The following is a 20,018-nucleotide window of genomic DNA, read 5'->3' on the forward strand; positions in this document are numbered from 1 at the left end:
CCATGGTCGTCAGCGGACCGTACTGCGCGGGGCCCGCCCCGCGCCCGTGCCGCCGACCGACGCCACACCGACGGCCACGACAATCATCCGGTGCGCCCCCGCGACAGGTCGTCCCGTTCGTCCGGTGCCCGCCACCGCCGCGCCGCGGAACCGGAGCAGCCGCCGGAGGCCGTGCCCCAGCACGGCCACCAGCACGGCCACGGCCACGGCCCGCCGCCCCGGGCCGACCGGCGGGTGCGCACGCTGCTGTGGGTGCTGCTCACGCCGTGCGTGCTGGCCACCCTCGTCGGGCTGGTGCTGCTGTACCCGACGACCGACCCCACCGCCGACGTCGAGGCCGCGGGCCCGCGCGTCGACGGGCACGTCAGCGCGGCGGTCGAACGCGCCTGCGACGAGGAGGCCGCCCCGGACGCCGGTCCGCCGGACTGCATGGCGCTGACCGTGCAGCTCGCCGAGGGGCCGCTGGCCGGGCGCACGATCGAGGTGCTGATCTCGGCGCCGGGCGGGCGGGCGCCGTTCGGGGCGGGCGACGACGTGGTGCTCACCGCGGCCGGCGGCGACCCCGCCGACCCGGCCGCCTACGTCGTCGTCGACCTGCAGCGGGAGGTGCCGCTGCTGACGCTGTTCGCGGTGTTCGCGGTGGCCGTGGTCGGGCTGGGCCGGATGCGCGGGCTGGCCGCGCTGGCCGGGCTCGGGCTCACCGTCGCGGTGCTGGTGGGCTTCGTGCTGCCCGCGGTGCTGGCCGGGCGCAACGCGCTGCTGGTCGCGGTGGTCGGCTGCTGCGCGATCATGTTCGGGGCGCTCTACCTGACCCACGGGGTGTCCGCGCGCACGTCCACGGCGGTGCTCGGCACGCTCGCCGGGCTGGTGCTGATCGCGCTGATGGGCATCACCTTCGCCGAGCTGGCCCACCTCACCGGCGTCGACGAGGACACCGCGAGCCTGGCCGCCACCCTGGGCACCGAGGTCGACGGCCGCGGGCTGGTGCTGGCCGGGCTGGTGATCGGGGCGCTGGGCGCGCTCGACGACGTCACGGTGACCCAGACGACCGCGGTCTGGGAGCTGCGCGCGGCCGACCCGCGGCTGCCCGCGGCGCGGCTGTTCGGCTCGGCCATGCGCATCGGCCGCGACCACCTGGCCTCCGCGGTCAACACGCTGGTCCTGGCCTACGCGGGCACCGCGCTGCCGCTGCTGCTGCTGTTCTCGGTGGCCGAGCGGGGCCTGGGCGACACCCTCACGACGCAGGTCATCGCCACGGAGGTGGTGCGCACGCTGGTCGGGAGCATCGGCCTGGTGATCTCGGTGCCGGTGACCACCGCGCTGGCCGTCGCGGTGGCGACGCGGGGTTCGCTGCGCCTGCCCGACGCGGACGAGCCGACCACCGGGGCCGTCCCGGACACGGCCGCCGAGACCACCGGGCCGATCCTGCGGCAGTCCTGAGCCTCGGCGGGGCTCAGGCGGGCAGGCGCTCTCCGGCTTCGACGGGGACCGTGATCCGGTTCTGCGCGGGCGGCAGGGGGCAGGTGGCGTAGGCGGTGAACGCGCAGGGCAGGTTGACGGTGCGGTTGAAGTCGATGCGGACCCGCCCGTCGGCGTCGGGCTCGTCGACGGTGAGCGTGCGCCCGCCGCCGTAGTGCTCGTGCCGGAGGTGGCGTCGCGGAAGTGCAGCCGCAGGCCGGCGGTCTTGGCGGTCAGCGCGACCAGCTCCTGCTCGACGCCGCCGAGGGTGAAGCGGAGCACGCCCAGCGCGGTCGGGAAGTGCGAGAGCCCGTCGACCACGGCCCCGACGGTGATCCGCCGCGGCTGCGGGTAGGGCTCGCAACACCCGTCCACCACCCACGCCGGGTCCACCGGGAAGGCGGGCACGCCGGTGAAGGAGGTGCGGGTGGGCGCCTGCGGGTCGCGCACCCGCAGGGCGTAGTCGTCGGTGCGGCGCCTGCGTCCGGTCCTGCACTGCGACACCGCCGCGGCGGCGGGCATTCCGCGAACGGCGGTCCCGGATATTCCCGCCGGTGGCTGTGCCGTGCTTCACGGCACCGATTCCCGGCGCGACCGTGGCTGCCCGCCGGGGCCGCTGGTTACTGTGGACGGGCTGGTCCGCTCCGGAGGTCCGTGATGCCTGGTCGTCGCCGCGCTCTGCGCGCCCGCGTGCTCGTGGGCCGGCGCTGGCTGGACGGCGTCGGCTCGCCTCCCGGGCACTGTCGCCGCTGACCCGGGCCGCCTCCCGGTCGCCGTGCGGACCCCGCGTCCGCCACGGGCACCGCCGCGCCGAGCGAGCACGCGCCCCGCACGCCGCCACCCGCCTCCGGCCGACGAGGAGCGTCACGAGCATGCCGAGCCACGACCCCGCACTCCACCTGGCCCTCGCCCTGGACGGCACCGGCTGGCACCCCGCGTCCTGGCGCGAGCCGGGCGCGCGCCCCACCGAGCTGCTGTCCGCGGCGTACTGGACCGAGCTGGTGCAGGAGGCCGAGCGGGGGCTGCTCGACCTGGTCACCCTCGAGGACGCGATGGCGCTGCAGTCGGCCCACCCGTCCCGCCCCGACGACCGCACCGACCAGGTGCGCGGCCGGCTCGACTCGGTGCTGGTGGCGGCCCGGGTCGCCCCGCTCACCCGGCACATCGGCCTGGTCCCGACCGTGCAGGTCACCCACACCGAGCCGTTCCACGCGTCCAAGGCGATCGCCACGCTCGACTACGTCAGCACCGGGCGCGCCGGGGTGCGGGTGCGCGTGTCGGCCCGGCCCGACGAGGCGGCGCTGTTCGGCCGGCGCGACGCCGTCGCGATCGACCGCACCCGGCCCGACGACGCCGGGCTCACCCAGCTGTTCGCCGAGGCCGCCGACTACGTCGAGGTCATGCGCAGGCTGTGGGACAGCTGGGAGGACGACGCGGAGATCCGCGACGCGGCCACCGGCCGGTTCGTCGACCGGGCCAAGCTGCACTACATCGACTTCGTCGGTGAGCGGTTCTCGGTGCGCGGGCCCTCGATCACGCCCCGCCCCCCGCAGGGCCAGCCGCTGGTCACCGCGCTGGCCCACCAGACGGTGCCCTACCGGTTGGTCGCCGGATCGACCGACCTGGGCTTCGTCACCCCGCAGGACCCCGGGCGAACGGCCGCGATCCTCGCCGAGGTCCGCGCCGAGCAGGCCGCGGCCGGTCGCGGCGCCGAGCCGCTGCCCGTGCTCGGCGACGTCGTGGTCTTCCTCGACGAGGACGCCGCGGCGGCCGCGACCCGCAAGGCCCGCCTCGACGAGCTGGCCGGGGCCGAGCTGCACAGCGACGCGCTGGTGTTCGCCGGCACCCCGGCCCAGCTCGCCGACCTGGTGCAGGAGTGGCACGCGGCCGGGCTGGCCGGGGTGCGGCTGCGCCCCGGCGGCAACGCCCACGACCTGCCGCTGATCACCCGGGCGCTGGTGCCCGAGTTGCAACGCCGCGGGGCGTTCCGCACCGCCTACGCCGAGTCCACCCTGCGCGAGCGCTTCGGCCTCGCCCGCCCGGCCAACCGCTACGCCGCCGTCTGAGGGGTCGAGGAATGAGCACAGGCACGCGCGCTCGCAAGCAGATCCACCTCGCCGCGCACTTCCCCGGGGTCAACAACACCACGGTGTGGAGCGACCCGGCGGCCGGCAGCCACATCGAGTTCTCCTCGTTCGCGCACCTCGCGCGGACCGCGGAGCGGGCCAAGTTCGACTTCCTGTTCCTGGCCGAGGGCCTGCGCCTGCGCGAGCAGAACGGCCTGGTCTACGACCTGGACGTGGTCGGGCGTCCCGACACCTTCACCGTGCTGGCCGCGCTGGCCGCGGTCACCGACCGGCTCGGGCTGGCCGGCACGATCAACTCCACGTTCAACGAGCCCTACGAGGTGGCCCGCCAGTTCGCCACGCTCGACCACCTCTCCGCGGGCCGCGCGGCGTGGAACGTGGTCACCTCGTGGGACGAGTTCACCGGGGAGAACTTCCGCCGCGGCGGCTTCCTCGCCCAGGACCAGCGCTACGTGCGCGCCCGGGAGTTCCTGGCCGCCACCGCGACGCTGTTCGACTCGTGGTCGGGCGACGAGATCGTCGCCGACCAGGCGTCCGGGGTGTTCCTGCGCGATCCCGACGCCGGGCGCTTCGCCGTGCACTCCACCCAGTTCGACATCTCCGGGCGCTTCGCCGTGCCGCGCAGCCCGCAGGGCCGCCCGGTGATCTTCCAGGCCGGCGACTCCGAGGAGGGCCGCGAGTTCGCCGCGGCCGGCGCCGACGCCATCTTCACCCGGCACGGCACGCTGGAGGCCGGGAAGGCCTTCTACGCCGACGTCAAGGGCAGGTTGGCCCGCCACGGCCGCACGCCGGACTCGCTGAAGATCCTCCCGGCGGCCACGTTCGTGCTCGGCGACACCGACGCCGACGCCCAGGAGAAGGCCGACGTCATCCGCCACCAGCAGGTCAGTGGGCAGACCGCGATCAAGTTCCTGGAGCAGCTGTGGAACCGCGACCTGTCCTCCTACGACCCCGACGGCCCGCTGCCCGCGGAGGACCCGTTCGTCGGCGACAGCCACATCGCCCGCGGCCGGGCCAGCGTGCGCATGCACCGCGACCCGCTGGCCACCGCGAGGCAGTGGCGGGAGCTGGCCGAGGCCAAGAACCTCTCGATCCGCGAGCTGATCATCCAGGTGACCGGGCGGCAGTCGTTCATCGGGACGCCGTCGGCGGTGGCCGCGGCGCTCGACGAGTTCGTGCAGGCCCAGGCCAGCGACGGGTTCATCCTGGTCCCGCACATCACCCCCGGCGGGCTCGACGAGTTCGCCGACACCGTCGTGCCGCTGCTGCAGGAGCGCGGCGTGTTCCGCACCGAGTACGAGGGCACGACGCTGCGCGAGCACCTGGACCTGCCGCCGCTGCCGACACCGCGGCGCGGGTAGGCCGCGACCGCGTGGACCGCTCACGGGCCGTCCCCGCCTTCTCACGGAGAAGGAGTAGTCGGGTCAGCGCGAACGGATTGTGCCGTCGGCGATAACGGACGGAGCGCGTGCGACGATCCGACCAGTGTCTGCTGCTCCCCACGCCGGACCGTCCCCGGGGCCGGCGACAGCGACGTGGTCGGGTGGGTGAACGCGGTCCGCCGCCTCTCCGGCCGGATCGGAGAACCGTGCGCATCCTGCTGCTCTGCTCGGCCTTCAACGGTCTCAGCCAGCGGGTCTGGACCGAGCTGCGCCGCGACGGGCACCACGTGGTGGTGCAGACGGCCGACTCCGACGACGCCGTCCGTGCCGCCGTCGCCCGCGCCCGGCCCGAGCTGGTGCTGTGCCCGTTCCTCAAGGAGCGCGTGCCGGAGGACGTGTGGCGCCGGCACCCGACGGTGATCATCCACCCCGGCCCGATCGGCGACCGGGGCCCGTCCTCGTTGGACTGGGCCATCGCCGAGGGCGCAGACCGGTGGGGGGTGACGGCGCTGTCGGCCATCGACGAGATGGACGGCGGCCCGGTCTGGGGCACCCGGACCTTCGCCGTCGACACCGCCGACCCGCCCCGAAAGAGCAGCCTCTACGGCGGCGCCGTCACCGACGCCGCCGCCGCGCTCGCCCGCGAGGTCGTCGAGAAGGCCGCCGACCCGGCGTTCACCCCGCTGCCGCTGGCCGACCACGCTCCCGGCGCCGCGCGGGGACGGCTGCGCCCGCTGATGACCCAGGTCGAGCGGGCGTTCTCCTGGGAGGACCCGACCGCCGACGTCCTGCGCCGCATCCGGGCCGCCGACGGCTTCCCCGGCGTGCGCACGACGCTGGCGGGCCTGGACGTCTCGGTGTACGACGCCCATCCCGACCCGCACTACGGCGCCGCGCCCCGGGTGCGCCCCGGCGAGATCTCGCTGTGCCAGAACGGGGCGGTGCTGGTGCACACCGGCGACGGCGCGCTGTGGGTCGGGCACGTCCGGGTGCGCGGCGGGGGCAGCACGCCGAGCGTGAAGCTGCCGGCCACGACCGCGCTCGGCGCCCGGGTCGCGCACCTGCCCCGCCGCCACGAGCCGTTCCCCGGCCGGCCGGGCCAGTCGAGCTGGTCGGGCTACCGCGAGATCGGCTACGACCGGGTGGGCCCGGTCGGGGTGGTGAGCTTCGACTTCCACAACGGGGCGATGTCCACCGCCCAGTGCGAGCGCCTGACCGCGGCCCTGCGCTACGCGGCCGGCCAGGACACCGCGGTGCTGCTGCTGCAGGGCGGCGACTCCTTCTCCAACGGCGTCCACCTCAACGCGATCGAGGCGAGCCCCCGGCCGGGCCCGGAGGCCTGGCGCAACATCAACGCCGTCGACGACGCCTGCGCGGCCGTGCTGGACTGCACCCGCCAGCTCGTGGTCGCCGCGGTCGGCGGCAACGCCGGGGCCGGCGGGGTGATGTTCGCCCTGGGCGCCGACATCGTCCTCGCCCGCGAGTCGGTGGTGCTCAACCCGCACTACAAGAGCATGGGCCTGTTCGGCTCGGAGTACTGGACCTACACGCTGCCGCGCCGGGTCGGCTCCGCGACCGCCACCCGGCTCACCGAGCAGTGCCTCCCGATCGGCACCGCGGAGGCCGCCGAGATCGGCCTGGTCGACGAGGTGCTGCCGGGCACGCGCGCGGAGTTCGAGGCGGCGGTACTGCACCGGGCCGTGGAGCTGGCCTGCGGCGCCGACCGCGTCCGGCTGCTCGCGGACAAGGTCCACCGCCGGGAGTCCGACGAGCGCCACCGCCCGCTGGCCGCCTACCGCCACCACGAGCTGGCCGCGATGAGCCTGGACATCTTCGAGAACCGCAACGGCTTCGACGAGCTGCGCCACGCGTTCGTCACCAAGCAGCCCTCCGGCCGGCCGGCCGCCGCGGCCCGCGCCCACCTGCTGCCCGCCCTCGTCCCCGCTTAGACCGCGTCCGGGTCCGACGGCCCCCGGGTCACGGCCGGACGCGGTAGCGGAGCAGGGTGCACCCGACGGCGAAGCCGCGCGACTCCAGCGGCTCGAGCCGGATCGCGGTGCCCTCGGGGAAGAGCCGCTGCCCGGTCCCGACCGCGACGGGGAAGACGAACAACCGCAGCTCGTCGACCAGCCCCTCGCGCAGGGCCTCCTGGGCCAGCCGCGGACTCCCGGTGATGACGACGTCGCCGCCCTCGCCCGACCTGAGCGCCCGGACGTGGTCGGCGGCCGGGCCGCGCACGACGGTGGTGTTCGTCCACCCGGGCTCGGTCAGCGTCGAGGACACGACGTGCTTCTGCACGCGCTGCAGGTAGTCCGCGACCCCGGTCGTGTCGTCGCGCAGGTGCGGCCAGAAGTCGCGGAACGACTCGAACGTGCCCCGCCCCACGAGCAGCACGTCGGCGGCGTCCTGGTGGACCCGGTTGACCTCGACCAGGTCGCTCTGGTCGACGCCCTGGGCGGCCGGGTCGAACCACCCGCCGGACATGTCCATCACGCCGTCGGCGGTCAGGTTCTGGGTGATCACGATCTTGCGCATGCGGCTCCGTCCCTCGGCGTCGTCTTCCGCGGGTAGGACCCGGGCGGGGCCGGGACCTCATCGGCGGACCATCGACGGCGGGACATCCGGCACCCGCCTCTGATCCTGCTCACGAACCCCTGAGCCGGGACAGCAGGCGCTGCAGCGTGGCGCGCAGGGCGTCGATCTCGGCCGCGCTGGTCAGCCCGGTCCAGCGCTCCTCGACGCGGCGGCCCGCAGCGATCGCGACCGCGCGGACGGCCTCGCCGCGCTCGGTCAGCAGGACCAGGCGGGCGCGGCGGTCGTGGGGGTCGGGCCGGCGCTGGACGTAGCCGGAGCGTTCGAGCTGGTCGACGGCCTCGGCCATGGACTGCTTGCGCATGTTCGCCCGCCGGGCCAGCTCGCTGACGGCGATCCCCCCGGCCGGGACGAACGGGAAGACGTTCGCGTGCGGCGCCCGGATGCCGTCGAGCCCGGCGGCGCGCAGGGCGGCGTCGACGTCCTCCCCCCAGTGCTGGTGCAGCAGCCGCAGCAGCAGGCCGAGCGCGTCCGGCTGCCCGTCGCCCACGACATGGACAGGCTCCTGTCTTTCTGTGCTAGCGTCATGTTCGTCAGGCACCTGTCTACTTTACCCCGGAGGCCGCGATGCCCATCGCCGACGTGCTCGACTCGACCATCTCCTACACCGACCGGGGCACCGGCACCCCGATCGTCTTCCTGCACGGCAACCCCGGCTCCTCGCACGTGTGGCGCAAGGTCCTCGACCACCTCCCCGACGAGCTGCCGGCCCGGCTGCTGGCCCCCGACCTGATCGGCATGGGCCGCTCGGGCAAGCCGGACTCGGACTACCGCTTCGGCGACCACGCGCGGTACCTCGACGCCTGGTTCGACGCTCTCGAGCTCGACCGGGCGGTGCTGGTCGGGCACGACTGGGGCGGCGCGCTGGCCCTCGACCGCGCCGCCCGGCTGCCCGACCGGGTGCCGGGCGTCGCGTTCTTCGAGACGGTGCTGCGCCCGATGAGCTGGGCCGAGCTGCCCGCGGGCGGCCGCGAGCGGTTCCAGGCGCTGCGCGAGCCCGGTACCGGTGAGCGGATGGCGCTGGAGGAGAACGACTTCATCACCGTCGCCCTCCCCCGCACGATGATCACCGAGCTGTCCGCAGCCGAGGCGGCGGTCTACGCCGAGCCGTACCCGGACGCGCGGAGCCGCCGACCGCTGCTGGCGTGGGCGCGGTCGATGCCGGTGGACGGCGACCCGCCGGACGTGCACACCAGGGTCGAGGCCTACGACAAGTGGTTGGCCACCAGCCCGGAGGTGCCCAAGCTGCTGCTCACCTTCTCCGGGCACCCCACCCTGATGGTCGGCCCGGAGGCGGTCGACTGGTGCCGCACGAGCATCGCCGGTCTGGACGTCGTCGACGGCGGGGTCGCCGGGCACGTCGCGCCGGAGGACCGGCCCGCGGAGATCGCCGCCGCGATCAGCGCGTGGGTCACCGGCCACGGGCTGGTGCGGCGATGAGCGACGAGCTGTTCCGGATCGACCGGTTCGACGTGCCCGATCCCGCGTTCGACGAGTTCCTCACGAGCCTGCAGCCCACCCACGACCTGCTGCGCGAGCTGCCCGGCTGCGGGCAGAACGTGCTGCTGGAGGGTCCGCGGGAGAACGGCTCCACCCGGCTGCTCACGCTCGTGACCTGGACGGACGACGCGGCCATCGCCGCGGCCCAGCGGGCGGTGCGGCGGCTGCACGAGGCCACCGGGTTCTCCCCGGCGCGGACGGTCGCCCGGCTCGGGGTCACCGCCGACCTCGGCCTCTACCGGGTCCGCCCCTGGCCGCAGGCCCGGTGACCGGCCCATGGGGAAATCCCTACCCGCCTCCGCGGGCTGGCCTGCTGGGAGACGATCTCCGCCGGCTCGATGCTCGGCGGCATGCCGAAGCTCGCCTCCACCCCCGTCGAGGGGTCCGTCCACCGGGTGCGCTCCGGCGCGTCCTCCGTCCTCACCGGGGTCCGCCGCGGGCACCCGGCGCTGTTCTGGTTCGCCGTCGCCGCGGGCGGACTGGTCGTCGCGGCCGCCGTGGGGCTCGTGGTCGACGACCGCGTCCTGCTCGGTGCCCCGCTGTGGCTCAAACCGCTGAAGTTCGCGCTGTCGTTCGGCATCTACGCCCTGGCCCTGGCCTGGATGCTGTCGCTGGTCGACGGCGGGCGCCGGACCGGGGCGGTGCTCGGGTGGATCGTCGCGGTGGGTTCGGCCGCCGAGGTGGGGATCATCTTCGCGCAGGCCGCGCGCGGCGTGCGCAGCCACTTCAACGAGGACACCGACATCGACGCGCTGCTGTTCTCGATCATGGGGATGACGGTGGCGGTCATCTGGCTGGCCACCGCGTGGCTGGCCGTCGGGGTGCTGCGCCGTCCAGGGGTCGACCCGGTGGTCACGTCCTCGATCCGGCTCGGCCTGTCGGTCGCGCTGCTCGGGATGCTGGTCGGCGTGGTGATGTCGGTCAACGGCGGGCACGCCGTCGGGGTGGCCGACGGCGGGCCGGGCCTGGCGGTGTTCGGCTGGAGCACGGCGGGCGGCGACCTGCGCGTCGCGCACTTCGTCGGGATGCACGCCCTGCAGGTGCTGCCGCTGCTGGCCGCGGTGCTGCTCGCGGTGCCGCGGCGCACGCTGCCCACGGGGGCCCGGCTGCCCCTGGTCCGCCTGGCCGGTGCCGCCTACCTGGTCCTGCTCGGGCTGCTGACGTGGCAGGCGCTGCGCGGCCAGCCGCTGACCGCACCCGACGGCGCCACGCTCGCCGTCCTGGGCGCGCTGCTGGTCGCGGTCGGCGCCGCGGCGGTCGTGATCGTCCGGCGCGGGCGAGCGCCGGTCAGCCGAACAGTTCGTGCACCAGCGCGGTGATCGGCACGACGGCCGGCCCCCCCGTCGCGGACCAGCTCCCGCACCCGGCGCCAGCCGTACGCGGTCCCCGCGGCGGGGTCGTCGCCGGCGAGCGCCTGGTCGAGCTGGTCGAGCTCGAAGCGCAGCATCGTCGCCTCGACCTCGGTGGCGACCGCCCCCACCAGCTGCCGACGCGCCGCCCGCAGGCGCGCGCAGCTCGGCGACCAGGGCGGCCACCGCATCGGGGTGCCTGGAGGGCGGGGTCCGGTCGCCACCGGGATCGGCCGGACGACGATCGGGGGGCGCTCGGGTGGGCGGGGGCCGGGAAGGCGCGGACGGTCTCAGCGGGCATCGCGGGGCTCCTGGCGAAGGGAGTCCGGCCGGCGGGCAGCTGCACCGGCGGGAGTGTCGGACACCGGTGGCGTCGCGATCACGACCCGTGGCGCTGACCGGCCCCATGGCGTTTTCACCAACACTGGGGACGGATCATCGCCGGACCGGCCGACCGGGCAGCGCGTCCGGCACGAGCCGCCCGTCGCGCACCACGGCCGTGCCGTTGACCAGAACGTGCACGATGCCGGCCGAGGGCAGCGTCCCGTCGGCGTAGGTGGCGCGGTCGGCGAGGCGGTCGGGGTCGAGCACCACGACGTCGGCGTCGCTGCCCGCGCCGATGCGCCCCTTCCCGGCCATCGCCGGCACCGCCGGGCGCAGCACCCGCGCGGGCACCGAGGTGCAGCGCGCGATCGCCTCGGGCAGCCCGAGCCCGGCCCCGGTGAGCATCCGCACGGCGCGCGCGAACGTGCCGGCGCCGCGCGGGTGCCCCACCGCCCCGGGCGGCAGCGGCCAGGTCATCGGGTCGGGCGCGGGACCGGTCCAGGTCAGCGGCATCGCGTCGCTGGCCACCGCGGTCCCGTCGAACAGCAGGGCGCGGTGCAGGAACGCCGCGTCGGCCGGGTCGTCCTCGTCGAGGAAGTGGACCAGCACCAGCCCGCCCGGGTCCTCGGCGCGCAGCTGCTCCAGCCGCCGCGCGTCGGCGACCCGCTCGCCGGTGCGCACGTAGGTGAGCGAGTCGGGGCGCAGGCCCTGGGCGGTGAGGCGCTCGGGGGCCAGGAAGGCCGCGCCGATGGCGGTGGACCCGGCGCCGTAGGGGTAGGCCTCGGTGGTCACCGCGGAACCCTGCGCGCGCACCCGCTCGACGAGGCCCAGCACCCGGTCGACGTGCCGGGTGGAGGTGCTGTTGACGTGGCAGTAGTGCATGGCGGCGCCGGTCTCACCGGCGGCGCGCACGATCTCCTCGGCCCCGTCCACCGGCAGTCGCGGGTCGACCTCCACCAGCGGCCGGGCGTGGGTGAACGTCGGCGAGCCCGCCTCGGCGGCCAGCGCGGCCACGGCCAGGTACTCGTCGGGGTCCAGGCCGGGCGCGTAGCCGGCCAGCACGCCGATCCCGAGCGCGCCGACGTCCAGGTCGGCGCGCAGCCTGCCCAGCACCGCGGCCCGCTGGGTGGCCGAGGCCGCCGCCTGCCAGCGCGGGTCGCCCAGGTTGCGCAGCACGCTCGCCGTGCCCCCGCCGACCGGCACGCCGGCCAGCTCGACCATCCGGGCCAGCGCCCAGGAGGTGGCGTAGCCGTAGTTGATCGGACGCCCCTGCGCGGCGGCCGCGGCGTAGGCGGCGGCCACCGGGAGCGTGCCCGCCTCCAGCTCCAGCGCGGTGGTGACGCCGTCGAGGGCCTGCAGCCGCTGCTCGGGGATCGCCTGGCCGTGGCTGTGCAGGTCGACGAAGCCCGGGCAGACCACCAGCCCGCGGACGTCGATCCGCTCGACGCCGGCCAGCGGTCCGGTGGAGATCGCCGCGACCGCGTCGCCGTCGAGGGCGACGTCGGCCACCGCGTCCAGCCCGCTGTCCGGGTCGATGACCCGGCCACCGGCCAGGACCAGGGGGTACTCCGCCACCGGCGCTCCCGTCGTCGTCCCCGCCGCTGCCCGTGCCGTCGTCCGTGCCGTCGTCCGTGCCACCGCCCGCACCGATCATCCTGCCCGCCCGCTCAGGCCGCCCGCAGCACGTGGCTCCACGAGCCGATCACCAGCCCGTAGAGCCGACCGGCCGTGGCGGGCGGCACCCGGCGATAGAGCGCGGCGACCACCCGCGCCGGGGGACGGTTGGTGACCTGCGACGCGGCCAGCCGCGACACCCGCCGCACCCGGCGGGCCCGGCGGCGCTCGTAGTCGCGCAGCGCGGGCACGACCGCACCGCCGCGCAGCGCCCGGCGCAGCAGCCAGGCGTCCTCCAGCGCCTGGTTCGCCCCCTGGGCCTGCGACGGCGGGAAGGCGTGCGCGGCGTCGCCGAGCAGGGTCGTGGGTCCGGCGCCCCAGGCGTCGGGGACGCGGTGCAGGACGTGCGGGTACAGCGCGACGTCGGCGTCGGTCACCGCGGCGAGCAACCGGCCCACCGGCTCGGCGTAGCCGGCGAACCGCTCGCGCAGCATCGCCACCGGCGAGCCCGGGAGCGGGTCGGCGGCGCCGCGGCGCACGTCGAACCACCACTGCAGGCGCCCGGACCCGGCGGGCAGCAGCCCGACGAAACCGGCCGGACCCACCAGGCACCGGCCGCGGTGGCCCCCGGCGAGCTCGGGCAGCACCGGCGAGAGCCCCTGCCAGGTGGCCCAGCCGGCGTCGCGGGCCGGGGGGCCGCCGAGCACCGCGCGGCGCACCGCGGAGCCCTGGCCGTCGGCCCCGACCACCACGTCGGCGTCGAGGCACGCGCCGTCCGCCTCCACGACGGCCCGCCCGCCCCGCACCCGCACGTCCTCGACCCGCCGCCCGAACCGCACGGTGCCCTCCGGCAGCCCCTCGGCGATCCGGGCCACGAGCTCCTGCCGGGAGACCGACACGAAGCCGAAGCCGGTGCGCTCGCGCGGCACGCGCAGGTCGACCGCCGAGGTCGGCCGGCCGGTGTGGTCGCCGAAGTCCAGGCGGTCCAGCGGGGTGCCCGTCCCGTCGAGCGCGACGCCGAGCCCCGCGAGGGCCGCGGTGCCGTTGCTCGCCAGCGTGACGGCCGCGCCGCCGGCGCGCAGCGACGGCGCCCGCTCCAGCACCCGCACCCGGTGGCCGTCCGCGACGAGGCCCCGGGCCAGCGCCAGCCCGCCGACCCCGGCTCCCACGATCAGCACGTCCACGTCACCCTCCCCCGGTTCACTACGCTCGTCGTGAACCGACGGTGCCATACTCGTGGTCCGTGCCGCCACCCAACGAGCCCCGGCGCCGGGCGCTGGCCGACGCCGCGATCGCGCTGCTGGCCGCGGCGGGCGTCCACGGGGTCACCCACCGCTCGGTCGAGCGCGCCGCCGGGCTGCCCCCCGGGACCTCCTCGAACTACTTCCGCGACCGGGAGGCGCTGCTCGTGGCGGCGGCCGAACGGGTGGTGGACCTGCACCACCGCGACCTCGACGCGGCCGCGGCCACCGCTGCCCCGCCGACCGCGCCCACCGCGCAGCGGGTCGCCGACCTGCTCACCGACTCACTGCTGCTCGCCGCGACCACCCACCGCGACCGCTACCTCGCGGTCTTCGAGCTGCGCCTGGAGGCCCGCCGCCGCCCCGCGCTGGCCGCGGCGCTGGACCGGCTGGTCGACGGGTCGCGCGGCGTCGTCGCCCGCCACCACGCCGAGCTCGACCTGGCGATCCCCCGCGACCGCATCCCCGAGCTGCTGGTGCTCTACGGCGGCGCGTTGTTCACCCTGGTCACCGCCCCGGAGGCGGCGGTCACCAGTGACGCCGCCCGGACCGCGGCCGAGGCGCTCACCCGCGTCGCCCTCGCGACCGCGCCGACCTGACCCCGGACACGACCGGGGCCCCGCGGGGTTGGACCGGTCGGAGCCGGGTATCGCGCCGGCATGGAGCAGACCCCCATCGAGGACCCCCGCGCGCGCGCCTTCGCCGAGACCCTGCAGGAGTTCGAGCGCTCCGCCGACCCGACCGCCCTGGTCGCGCTGTTCACCGACGACGCCACCCTCACCCGGCTCGACGCCCGCGGCGAGCGCGACGACCCCGAGGGCTTCTGGCGCGAGTACCGCGACCAGTTCGACGAGCTGCGCACGACCTTCGAGCACGCCGTGGAGGGCGAGGACCGGTGCGCCCTGGAGTGGACCAGCAGCGGCACCCTGGCCACCGGGCGGTCCGTGGAGTACCGCGGGGTCACCGTCGTGGAGTTCGCGGGCGAGTCCGTCTCCCGGCTGCGCACCTACTACGACACCGCGGCGTTCACCGCGGTTCCGGCCGGCACGGCGTGAGCGGGCCGGCCGCCCGGGATGGCGCCGACGGCCCCGCCGCAGTTTCCCCGTCCCGGTAGATTCCGCCCGGTGGAGGACCAGCGGGATCCGGACGCGACGCGGGGTTCGCTGGTGGAGTCCGCGCCCGTCGGCCTGCTGACCCTCGACGTGGCCGGCCGGGTCGCGCAGGCCAACCCGGTGGCCGCGGAGCTGCTGCGCACTCCGCGGGCCGCGCTGCTGGGCGTCGAGCTGCACGCGCTCGTGCACGACGCCGCGCACGGCTGGCGCGACTGCCCGTTCCACCGGGCGGTGGACGGCGACGGTCCGCTGCGCGGCGAGGAGCTGTTCCACCGCCCGGACGGCAGCACGCTGGCGGTGGGCTGGAACGCCGGCCCGCTGCTGCGCGACGGGCGCGGCGTCGGCGCCGTCGTGGTGCTCGACGACATCTCCGAGCGCGCCGACGCCGCCGCGCGCGACCGCTTCCTGGCCGGGCTGGCCCGCGACCTGCAGCCGCTGGAGGACCCGGACGAGGTCATGGCCACGGTCGCCCGGCTGGTCGGCGAGCACCTGCGGTGCGACCGCTGCGCCTACGCCGAGGCCGAGGCCGACGAGGACCACTTCACGATGACCGGCAGCTACGCCCGGGGGCTGCCCGAGCTGGTCGGCCGGATGGCGATGTCGCAGTTCAGCGCGGAGACGCTGCGCTGCATGCGGGCCGGTGAGCCGTACGTGGTCGGCGACGCCTTCACCGACCCGCGCATCCTGCCCGAGCAGCGCGACATCTACCGGCGCACCGGGATCACCGCGGTCATCTGCGTCCCGCTGCGCAAGCGCGGGCGGTTCGTCGCGGCGATGGCGGTGCACCACGCCACCCCTCGGGTGTGGACCGACGCCGAGGTCGACCTGCTCAGCACGGTCGTCGCCCGGTGCTGGGACTCCCTGCAGCGGGCGCACGCGCTGGCCGCGGTGCGCGAGAGCGAGCAGCGGTACCGGCTGCTGGTGGAACGGGCCAGCGACGCCATCTGGCTCAGCGACGAGCACGGCCGCTACGTCGAGGTCAACGAGGCCGCCTGCGAGCTGCTCGGCTACTCCCGCGAGCAGCTCCTGCAGATGTCGGGCGAGGACCTGGTGCGGGCACCGGACCGGGAGCGGCTCGCCGCGCTGCCGGGGCGCCTGGCCGACGGCAGGGCCCTGACCGAGGTGTGGGAGCTGCGCCGGGCCGACGGCAGCACGGTGCCGGTCGAGGTGAGCACGCGCTCGGCCGGGCGCGGTCGGCGGCAGTCGATCGGCCGCGACATCACCGCCCGGCTGCGCGCGGAGGCCGAGCGCGAGCGCCTGCTCGACCGCGAGCGCGAGGCCAACCGGAACCTGCGGGTGCTGCAGGGCGCCACCGCCGCACTCGCCATGGCCGACACCCCCGACCAGGTCCTGGAGGTGATCCTCGGGCAGGCCGGGCGGTTGGAGCCCGCGGGCGCCGTCGTCGTGCTGGGCCGCGGCGGTGCCTTCGACCTGCTCGTCGAGCGCGGCAGCACGGGTCCGCTGCCTGCGGCGACCGCCGCCGAGCACCCCCTCGCCGAGGCCGTGCGCACCGGGCAGCCGCAGTGGACGACCGAGCCGCTGGCACTGCCGCTGGTGGTCTCCGACCGGGCGATCGGCGCGGTCGGCCTGTGGTTCGACGACCGGCCCCCGCCGCTGACCGCCGAGCGCCGGGCCGCGGTGATGTCGGTGGCCGGCCAGTGCGCGCAGGCCCTCGACCGCGCCAGACTGCACGAGGCCGAGCACGAGGTCGCCGACGTGCTGCAGCGCAGCCTGCTGCCCGCGCGGCTGCCGGCGCTGGCCCGGCTGGCCTGCGCCGCCCGCTACACCCCCGCCGCCGAGCACGCGCTGTCGGGCGGCGACTGGTACGACCTCATCCCGGTGGACGGGTCGCGCGTCGCGCTGGTCGTGGGCGACGTGGTCGGCCACGGACCGGCGGCCGCGGCGGTGATGGGGCAGCTGCGCAGCGCGCTGGCCGCCCACCTGCTCGACGGCCACTCCCCCGCCGCCGCCCTGGAGCGCCTCGACCGGTTCGCCTCCCGCATCGCCGGAGCCGCCGGCAGCACCTGCGCGTGCATGGTGCTGGACTGGTCGACCGGCGAGCTGACCTGGTCACTGGCCGGACACCCACCGGTGCTGCTGGTCGACGACGACAGCGCGTACTTCCTGGAGGGCGGCGACGGCGCGGTGCTGGGCGTCCCCGGCCGGGCGCCCTACGCCGAGGCGAGTGCGACGGTGCCGGCGGGCGCCTCCGCGGTGCTCTACACCGACGGGCTGGTCGAGCGCCGCGGCGAGACCCTCGACACCGGTCTGGACCGGCTGGCCCACGCGGCCGTCCGGCGGGCCGCGTCGGACCCGGACGCGCTGGTGGCCGGCCTCGTCGAGGCCGTCCTGGACGCCGAGGGCCCGGCCGACGACGTCGCGCTGCTGGTGGTGAGGGCGATCCCGGCCCCGCTGTCGGGCCGGCTGCCGGCCGCGCCGACGAGCATGCGGGCGCTGCGCCGCGAGGTCGCCGGCTGGATCGCGGCGGCCGCGTTGGCCCCCGACACCGCGGAGGACCTGGAGCTCGCCCTCGGTGAGGCCGCCGCGAACGCCGCCGAGCACGCCTACCCCGAGGGCGGGGGCGAGTTCGAGTTCGCGGTGGCGCGCACCGACGACGGGTCCGTCGAGGCCCGGGTGCGCGACCACGGGCGGTGGCGCCCGGTCCCCGAGGACAACGGCTACCGCGGGCACGGCCTGCGGGTCATCCGCGAGCTGGGCCAGGACGTGCGCGTCGACCGCGGCGAGGACGGCACCGAGGTCCGGTTCCGGATCCCGGCCGCGCCGGTGCGCCCGGGCGCACCGGCCCCTCGCCGGCCCGGCCGCGGGCGGGCCGGCGAGCCGGCGACGGTGCAGGAGTGGCCCGGCGGGTTGATCGTGCTGCGCGGCGACGTCGACTTCGCCGGGCGGGAGACGGTCGCCCCCGCGCTGCTGCGGGCGGCGAAGGGGCCGGGTCCGCTGGTCGTGGACCTGACCGCGGTGCGCTACCTGAGCAGCGCGGGTGTCGCGCTGCTGGCCCAGACCGCCGCCACCGGGGTCGCGCTGTCGGTGGTGGTGGCGGCGGGGTCGGCGCCGGCGCGGGTGCTGGAGCTGACCGGCCTCACCGGTGCGCTGGCGGTGACGGTGCGCGACGCGGAGGGGCCGTGACGGCGGGGCTCAGTCGACGGCGACGTCGACGGTGACGTCGATGTTGCCGCGGGTGGCGTTGGAGTACGGGCAGACCTGGTGGGCCGCCTCGACCAGCTCGGTGGCGGTTGCCCGGTCGACGCCGGGGATGTCGGCGTGCAGCGCCACGGTCAGCCCGAACCCGCCCGCGTCGTTCGGCCCGATGCCCACCTCGGCCGACACCGCGGAGTCGGTGAGCTCCAGCTTGCGCTGGCGGGCGACCACCTTGAGCGCGGAGTGGAAGCAGGCCGAGTAGCCGGCGGCGAAGAGCTGCTCGGGGTTGCTCGCCCCGCCCGCCCCGCCCATCTCCTTGGGGGTGGCCAGGTCGAGGTCGATCAGGCCGTCGGACGAGCGGACGTGGCCGTTGCGGGCGTCGCCGGTGGACATGGCGGCGGCGGTGTAGAGGACCTTCACGGTGGCGGCTCCCTAGGTAGAACGTTCGGTCTCTTTCTGTCTCCGAGAGTGGCACGCGCGCTCGGGTAGCGCAAGACCGAACGTTCTCCCTGTTAGGCTGGTCGCGTGTCCACCACCACCGTGCGGCGCGTGTCCGAGGCCCGCGAGCGCCTGCTGCGCACCGCATCGGCGCTGTTCTACGCCGAAGGCATCCGCGCCGTCGGGGTCGACCGGGTCATCGAGGAGGCCGGGATCACCCGGGCCACCTTCTACCGGCACTTCCCCAGCAAGGACGACCTCGTCGTCGCCTACCTCACCGTCGTGCACGAGGCCGTCCGCGACGCCGCGGGCGAGGAGGTGGGCGAGCAGCGGCTGCGCCGCACCGTCGGCACGATGGGCGAGATGGTGTGCTCCCCCGGCTTCCGCGGCTGCTCGTTCATCAACGCCGCCGCCGAGTTCGCCGACCCCGACAGCCCCGTGCACCGGGCGGTCACCGCGCACCGCCGATGGCTCGGCGCGCTGTTCGCGGCCGACCTGACCGCCGCGGGCCACCCCGACCCCGCCGCCGCGGCCGCCCACCTGATGATGCTGCGCGACGGCGCGATGGTCGCCGGCTACCTGGCCGACCCCGAGGTCGCCCGGACCACCCTCGGCCGCGGGCTCGACGCGATCCTGGCCGAGGCCCGATGATCTGCCGGTGACCAGCCCCCGCGAACGCGCCGCCGCGTTCTGCCGCCGCTACGGCCTGCGCGTCCCCGTCCTCGAGGCCCCGATGGCCGGCGCCTGCCCGCCGGAGCTGGCCGTGGCGGTCGCCGAGGCCGGCGGCATGGGCGCGAACGGCGTCGTGCTCGACCCGCCCCCGCGCATCACCGAGTGGGTGCAGCGCTTCCGCGCGGCCGGCGACGGCCCGCTCCAGCTCAACATCTGGATCCCCGACCCTCCGGTCGACGCCCCGGCGCGCGTCGCGGCGGCCGAGGCGTTCCTGGCCCGCTTCGGCGAGCCCGGCGAGCCCGGCCGGGCGGCACCGGTGTTCAGCGAGCAGTTCGCCGCGATGCTGGCGGCCCGGCCGACGGTCGTGTCCTCGATCATGGGCCTGTTCGAGCCCGACCAGGTCCGCGCGCTGCACGAGCGCGGCATCGCCTGGTTCGCCTGCGCCACCACCCTCGACGACGCCCTGGCCGCCCAGGACGCCGGGGCCGACGCGGTGGTCGCCCAGGGCATGGAGGCGGGCGGGCACCGCGGCACGTTCGACCCGGACGCCGCGGAGGCCACCACGGTCGGGCTGTTCGCGCTGCTGCCCCGGTTCGCCGACGCGCTGCGGGTCCCGGTGGTCGCGGCCGGCGGGATCGCCGACGGGCGCGGTGTGGCCGCCGCCCTGGCGCTGGGCGCGAGCGCCGTGCAGGTCGGCACCGCCCTGCTGCGCTCCCCCGAGGCCGCGATCGCGCCCGCATGGGCGGCCGCGCTGGAGGGGCTGGCCCCGGAGGACACGGTGCCCACCCGCGCCTACTCCGGGCGGCTGGGCCGCGCCGCGCCCACCCCGTACGTGACGGCGTGGACATCGTCCGACGCGCCGCCGCCCGCCCCCTACCCGCAGCAGCGCAGGCTGGTCGGGCGCTGGCGGGCCGGGCGGCCCGACGGGCTCGACGCGGTCAACTTCTGGTCCGGCCAGAGCGCCGCCCTGGCCACCGCCGAGCCCGCGGGCGCCATCGTGTCCCGCATGTGGCGCGAGGCGCAGGCGCTGCTCGGCTGAGGGGTCGGTACCGCAGGTCGGCGACCACACCGAAGTGGTCCGACCCGACCAACC

At 76.4% G+C, this 20,018-nt stretch carries 16 protein-coding genes and 2 pseudogenes; 12 read left to right on the top strand and 6 right to left on the bottom strand.

Annotated features, from left to right (window positions below; translation table 11 throughout):
* Nucleotides 1-90 precede the first annotated feature (90 nt).
* Entirely contained in the window at nucleotides 91-1,440 is a 1,350-nt protein-coding gene (locus KDL28_RS01180; protein WP_252435247.1) for a YibE/F family protein, read from the top strand.
* Nucleotides 1,441-1,453: 13 nt separating this feature from the next.
* Here the strand turns inward: KDL28_RS01180 and KDL28_RS42010 are convergent.
* Nucleotides 1,454-1,980 (bottom strand): annotated as a pseudogene (locus tag KDL28_RS42010) (DUF1684 domain-containing protein).
* A 350-nt stretch (nucleotides 1,981-2,330) separates the two neighbouring features.
* Here KDL28_RS42010 and KDL28_RS01195 point away from each other — a divergent pair.
* From KDL28_RS01195 to KDL28_RS01205, 3 genes are all read left to right on the top strand, one after another.
* Nucleotides 2,331-3,524, top strand: coding sequence for an LLM class flavin-dependent oxidoreductase (locus tag KDL28_RS01195; protein ID WP_252435248.1), 1,194 nt, complete (start codon nucleotides 2,331-2,333; stop codon nucleotides 3,522-3,524).
* A gap of 11 nt (nucleotides 3,525-3,535) precedes the next feature.
* Entirely contained in the window at nucleotides 3,536-4,906 is a 1,371-nt protein-coding gene (locus tag KDL28_RS01200) for an NtaA/DmoA family FMN-dependent monooxygenase (protein ID WP_252435249.1), read from the top strand.
* 227 nt (nucleotides 4,907-5,133) lie between these two features.
* Nucleotides 5,134-6,876 (top strand): enoyl-CoA hydratase-related protein, encoded by a 1,743-nt coding sequence (locus tag KDL28_RS01205; protein WP_252435250.1) that lies wholly within the window; start codon nucleotides 5,134-5,136, stop codon nucleotides 6,874-6,876.
* 28 nt (nucleotides 6,877-6,904) lie between these two features.
* Here KDL28_RS01205 and KDL28_RS01210 read toward each other — a convergent pair whose 3' ends face one another.
* Both KDL28_RS01210 and KDL28_RS01215 read right to left on the bottom strand, forming a co-directional pair.
* On the bottom strand, nucleotides 6,905-7,462 hold the full coding sequence (locus KDL28_RS01210; RefSeq protein WP_252435251.1) for a dihydrofolate reductase family protein: 558 nt from the start codon (nucleotides 7,460-7,462) through the stop codon (nucleotides 6,905-6,907).
* A 109-nt stretch (nucleotides 7,463-7,571) separates the two neighbouring features.
* Nucleotides 7,572-8,009: a MarR family winged helix-turn-helix transcriptional regulator gene (locus KDL28_RS01215; protein WP_252435252.1), complete on the bottom strand. Its 438-nt coding sequence runs from the start codon at nucleotides 8,007-8,009 to the stop codon at nucleotides 7,572-7,574.
* Between the two features lie 74 nt (nucleotides 8,010-8,083).
* On the opposite strand from KDL28_RS01215, the pseudogene KDL28_RS01220 reads away from it, so the two are divergent.
* From KDL28_RS01220 to KDL28_RS01230, 3 genes and pseudogenes are all read left to right on the top strand, one after another.
* Nucleotides 8,084-8,959: pseudogene (locus tag KDL28_RS01220) on the top strand (haloalkane dehalogenase); the annotation flags it as partial.
* Nucleotides 8,956-9,288, top strand: a complete 333-nt coding sequence (locus KDL28_RS01225) for a hypothetical protein (RefSeq protein ID WP_252435254.1) — start codon at nucleotides 8,956-8,958, stop codon at nucleotides 9,286-9,288. The pseudogene KDL28_RS01220 and the gene KDL28_RS01225, both read left to right, overlap by 4 nt.
* Before the next feature lie 81 nt (nucleotides 9,289-9,369).
* Nucleotides 9,370-10,338, top strand: coding sequence for a hypothetical protein (locus KDL28_RS01230; RefSeq protein ID WP_252435255.1), 969 nt, complete (start codon nucleotides 9,370-9,372; stop codon nucleotides 10,336-10,338).
* A 465-nt stretch (nucleotides 10,339-10,803) separates the two neighbouring features.
* Here KDL28_RS01230 and KDL28_RS01235 read toward each other — a convergent pair whose 3' ends face one another.
* Both KDL28_RS01235 and KDL28_RS01240 read right to left on the bottom strand, forming a co-directional pair.
* Nucleotides 10,804-12,267, bottom strand: a complete 1,464-nt coding sequence (locus KDL28_RS01235; protein WP_252435256.1) for an amidohydrolase family protein — start codon at nucleotides 12,265-12,267, stop codon at nucleotides 10,804-10,806.
* A gap of 92 nt (nucleotides 12,268-12,359) precedes the next feature.
* Nucleotides 12,360-13,490 carry an FAD-dependent oxidoreductase gene (locus KDL28_RS01240; protein WP_252435257.1) on the bottom strand — a complete coding sequence of 377 codons (1,131 nt, stop codon included), beginning with the start codon at nucleotides 13,488-13,490 and terminating at the stop codon, nucleotides 12,360-12,362.
* Between the two features lie 59 nt (nucleotides 13,491-13,549).
* On the opposite strand from KDL28_RS01240, the gene KDL28_RS01245 reads away from it, so the two are divergent.
* The 3 genes from KDL28_RS01245 to KDL28_RS01255 all read left to right on the top strand — a co-directional run bounded on the left by KDL28_RS01245 (nucleotide 13,550) and on the right by KDL28_RS01255 (nucleotide 17,803).
* Nucleotides 13,550-14,146, top strand: coding sequence for a TetR/AcrR family transcriptional regulator (locus tag KDL28_RS01245; protein ID WP_252435258.1), 597 nt, complete (start codon nucleotides 13,550-13,552; stop codon nucleotides 14,144-14,146).
* Nucleotides 14,147-14,206: 60 nt separating this feature from the next.
* Nucleotides 14,207-14,602 (top strand): nuclear transport factor 2 family protein, encoded by a 396-nt coding sequence (locus tag KDL28_RS01250; RefSeq protein WP_252435259.1) that lies wholly within the window; start codon nucleotides 14,207-14,209, stop codon nucleotides 14,600-14,602.
* A gap of 69 nt (nucleotides 14,603-14,671) precedes the next feature.
* Nucleotides 14,672-17,803, top strand: coding sequence for a SpoIIE family protein phosphatase (locus tag KDL28_RS01255; protein ID WP_252435260.1), 3,132 nt, complete (start codon nucleotides 14,672-14,674; stop codon nucleotides 17,801-17,803).
* 9 nt (nucleotides 17,804-17,812) lie between these two features.
* Here KDL28_RS01255 and KDL28_RS01260 read toward each other — a convergent pair whose 3' ends face one another.
* The gene (locus KDL28_RS01260; protein ID WP_308215904.1) at nucleotides 17,813-18,235 is read right to left on the bottom strand and encodes an organic hydroperoxide resistance protein; all 423 of its coding nucleotides are present in this window, start codon (nucleotides 18,233-18,235) and stop codon (nucleotides 17,813-17,815) included.
* 105 nt (nucleotides 18,236-18,340) lie between these two features.
* Here KDL28_RS01260 and KDL28_RS01265 point away from each other — a divergent pair, with 105 nt between their 5' ends.
* The gene (locus KDL28_RS01265; protein WP_252435261.1) at nucleotides 18,341-18,904 is read left to right on the top strand and encodes a TetR/AcrR family transcriptional regulator; all 564 of its coding nucleotides are present in this window, start codon (nucleotides 18,341-18,343) and stop codon (nucleotides 18,902-18,904) included.
* A gap of 7 nt (nucleotides 18,905-18,911) precedes the next feature.
* The gene (locus KDL28_RS01270; RefSeq protein ID WP_252435262.1) at nucleotides 18,912-19,964 is read left to right on the top strand and encodes an NAD(P)H-dependent flavin oxidoreductase; all 1,053 of its coding nucleotides are present in this window, start codon (nucleotides 18,912-18,914) and stop codon (nucleotides 19,962-19,964) included.
* The last annotated feature ends 54 nt before the right edge of the window (nucleotides 19,965-20,018 follow it).

It is taken from the genome of Pseudonocardia humida, from assembly GCF_023898865.1.
GTDB classification, from domain to species: Bacteria; Actinomycetota; Actinomycetes; order Mycobacteriales; family Pseudonocardiaceae; genus Pseudonocardia; species Pseudonocardia humida.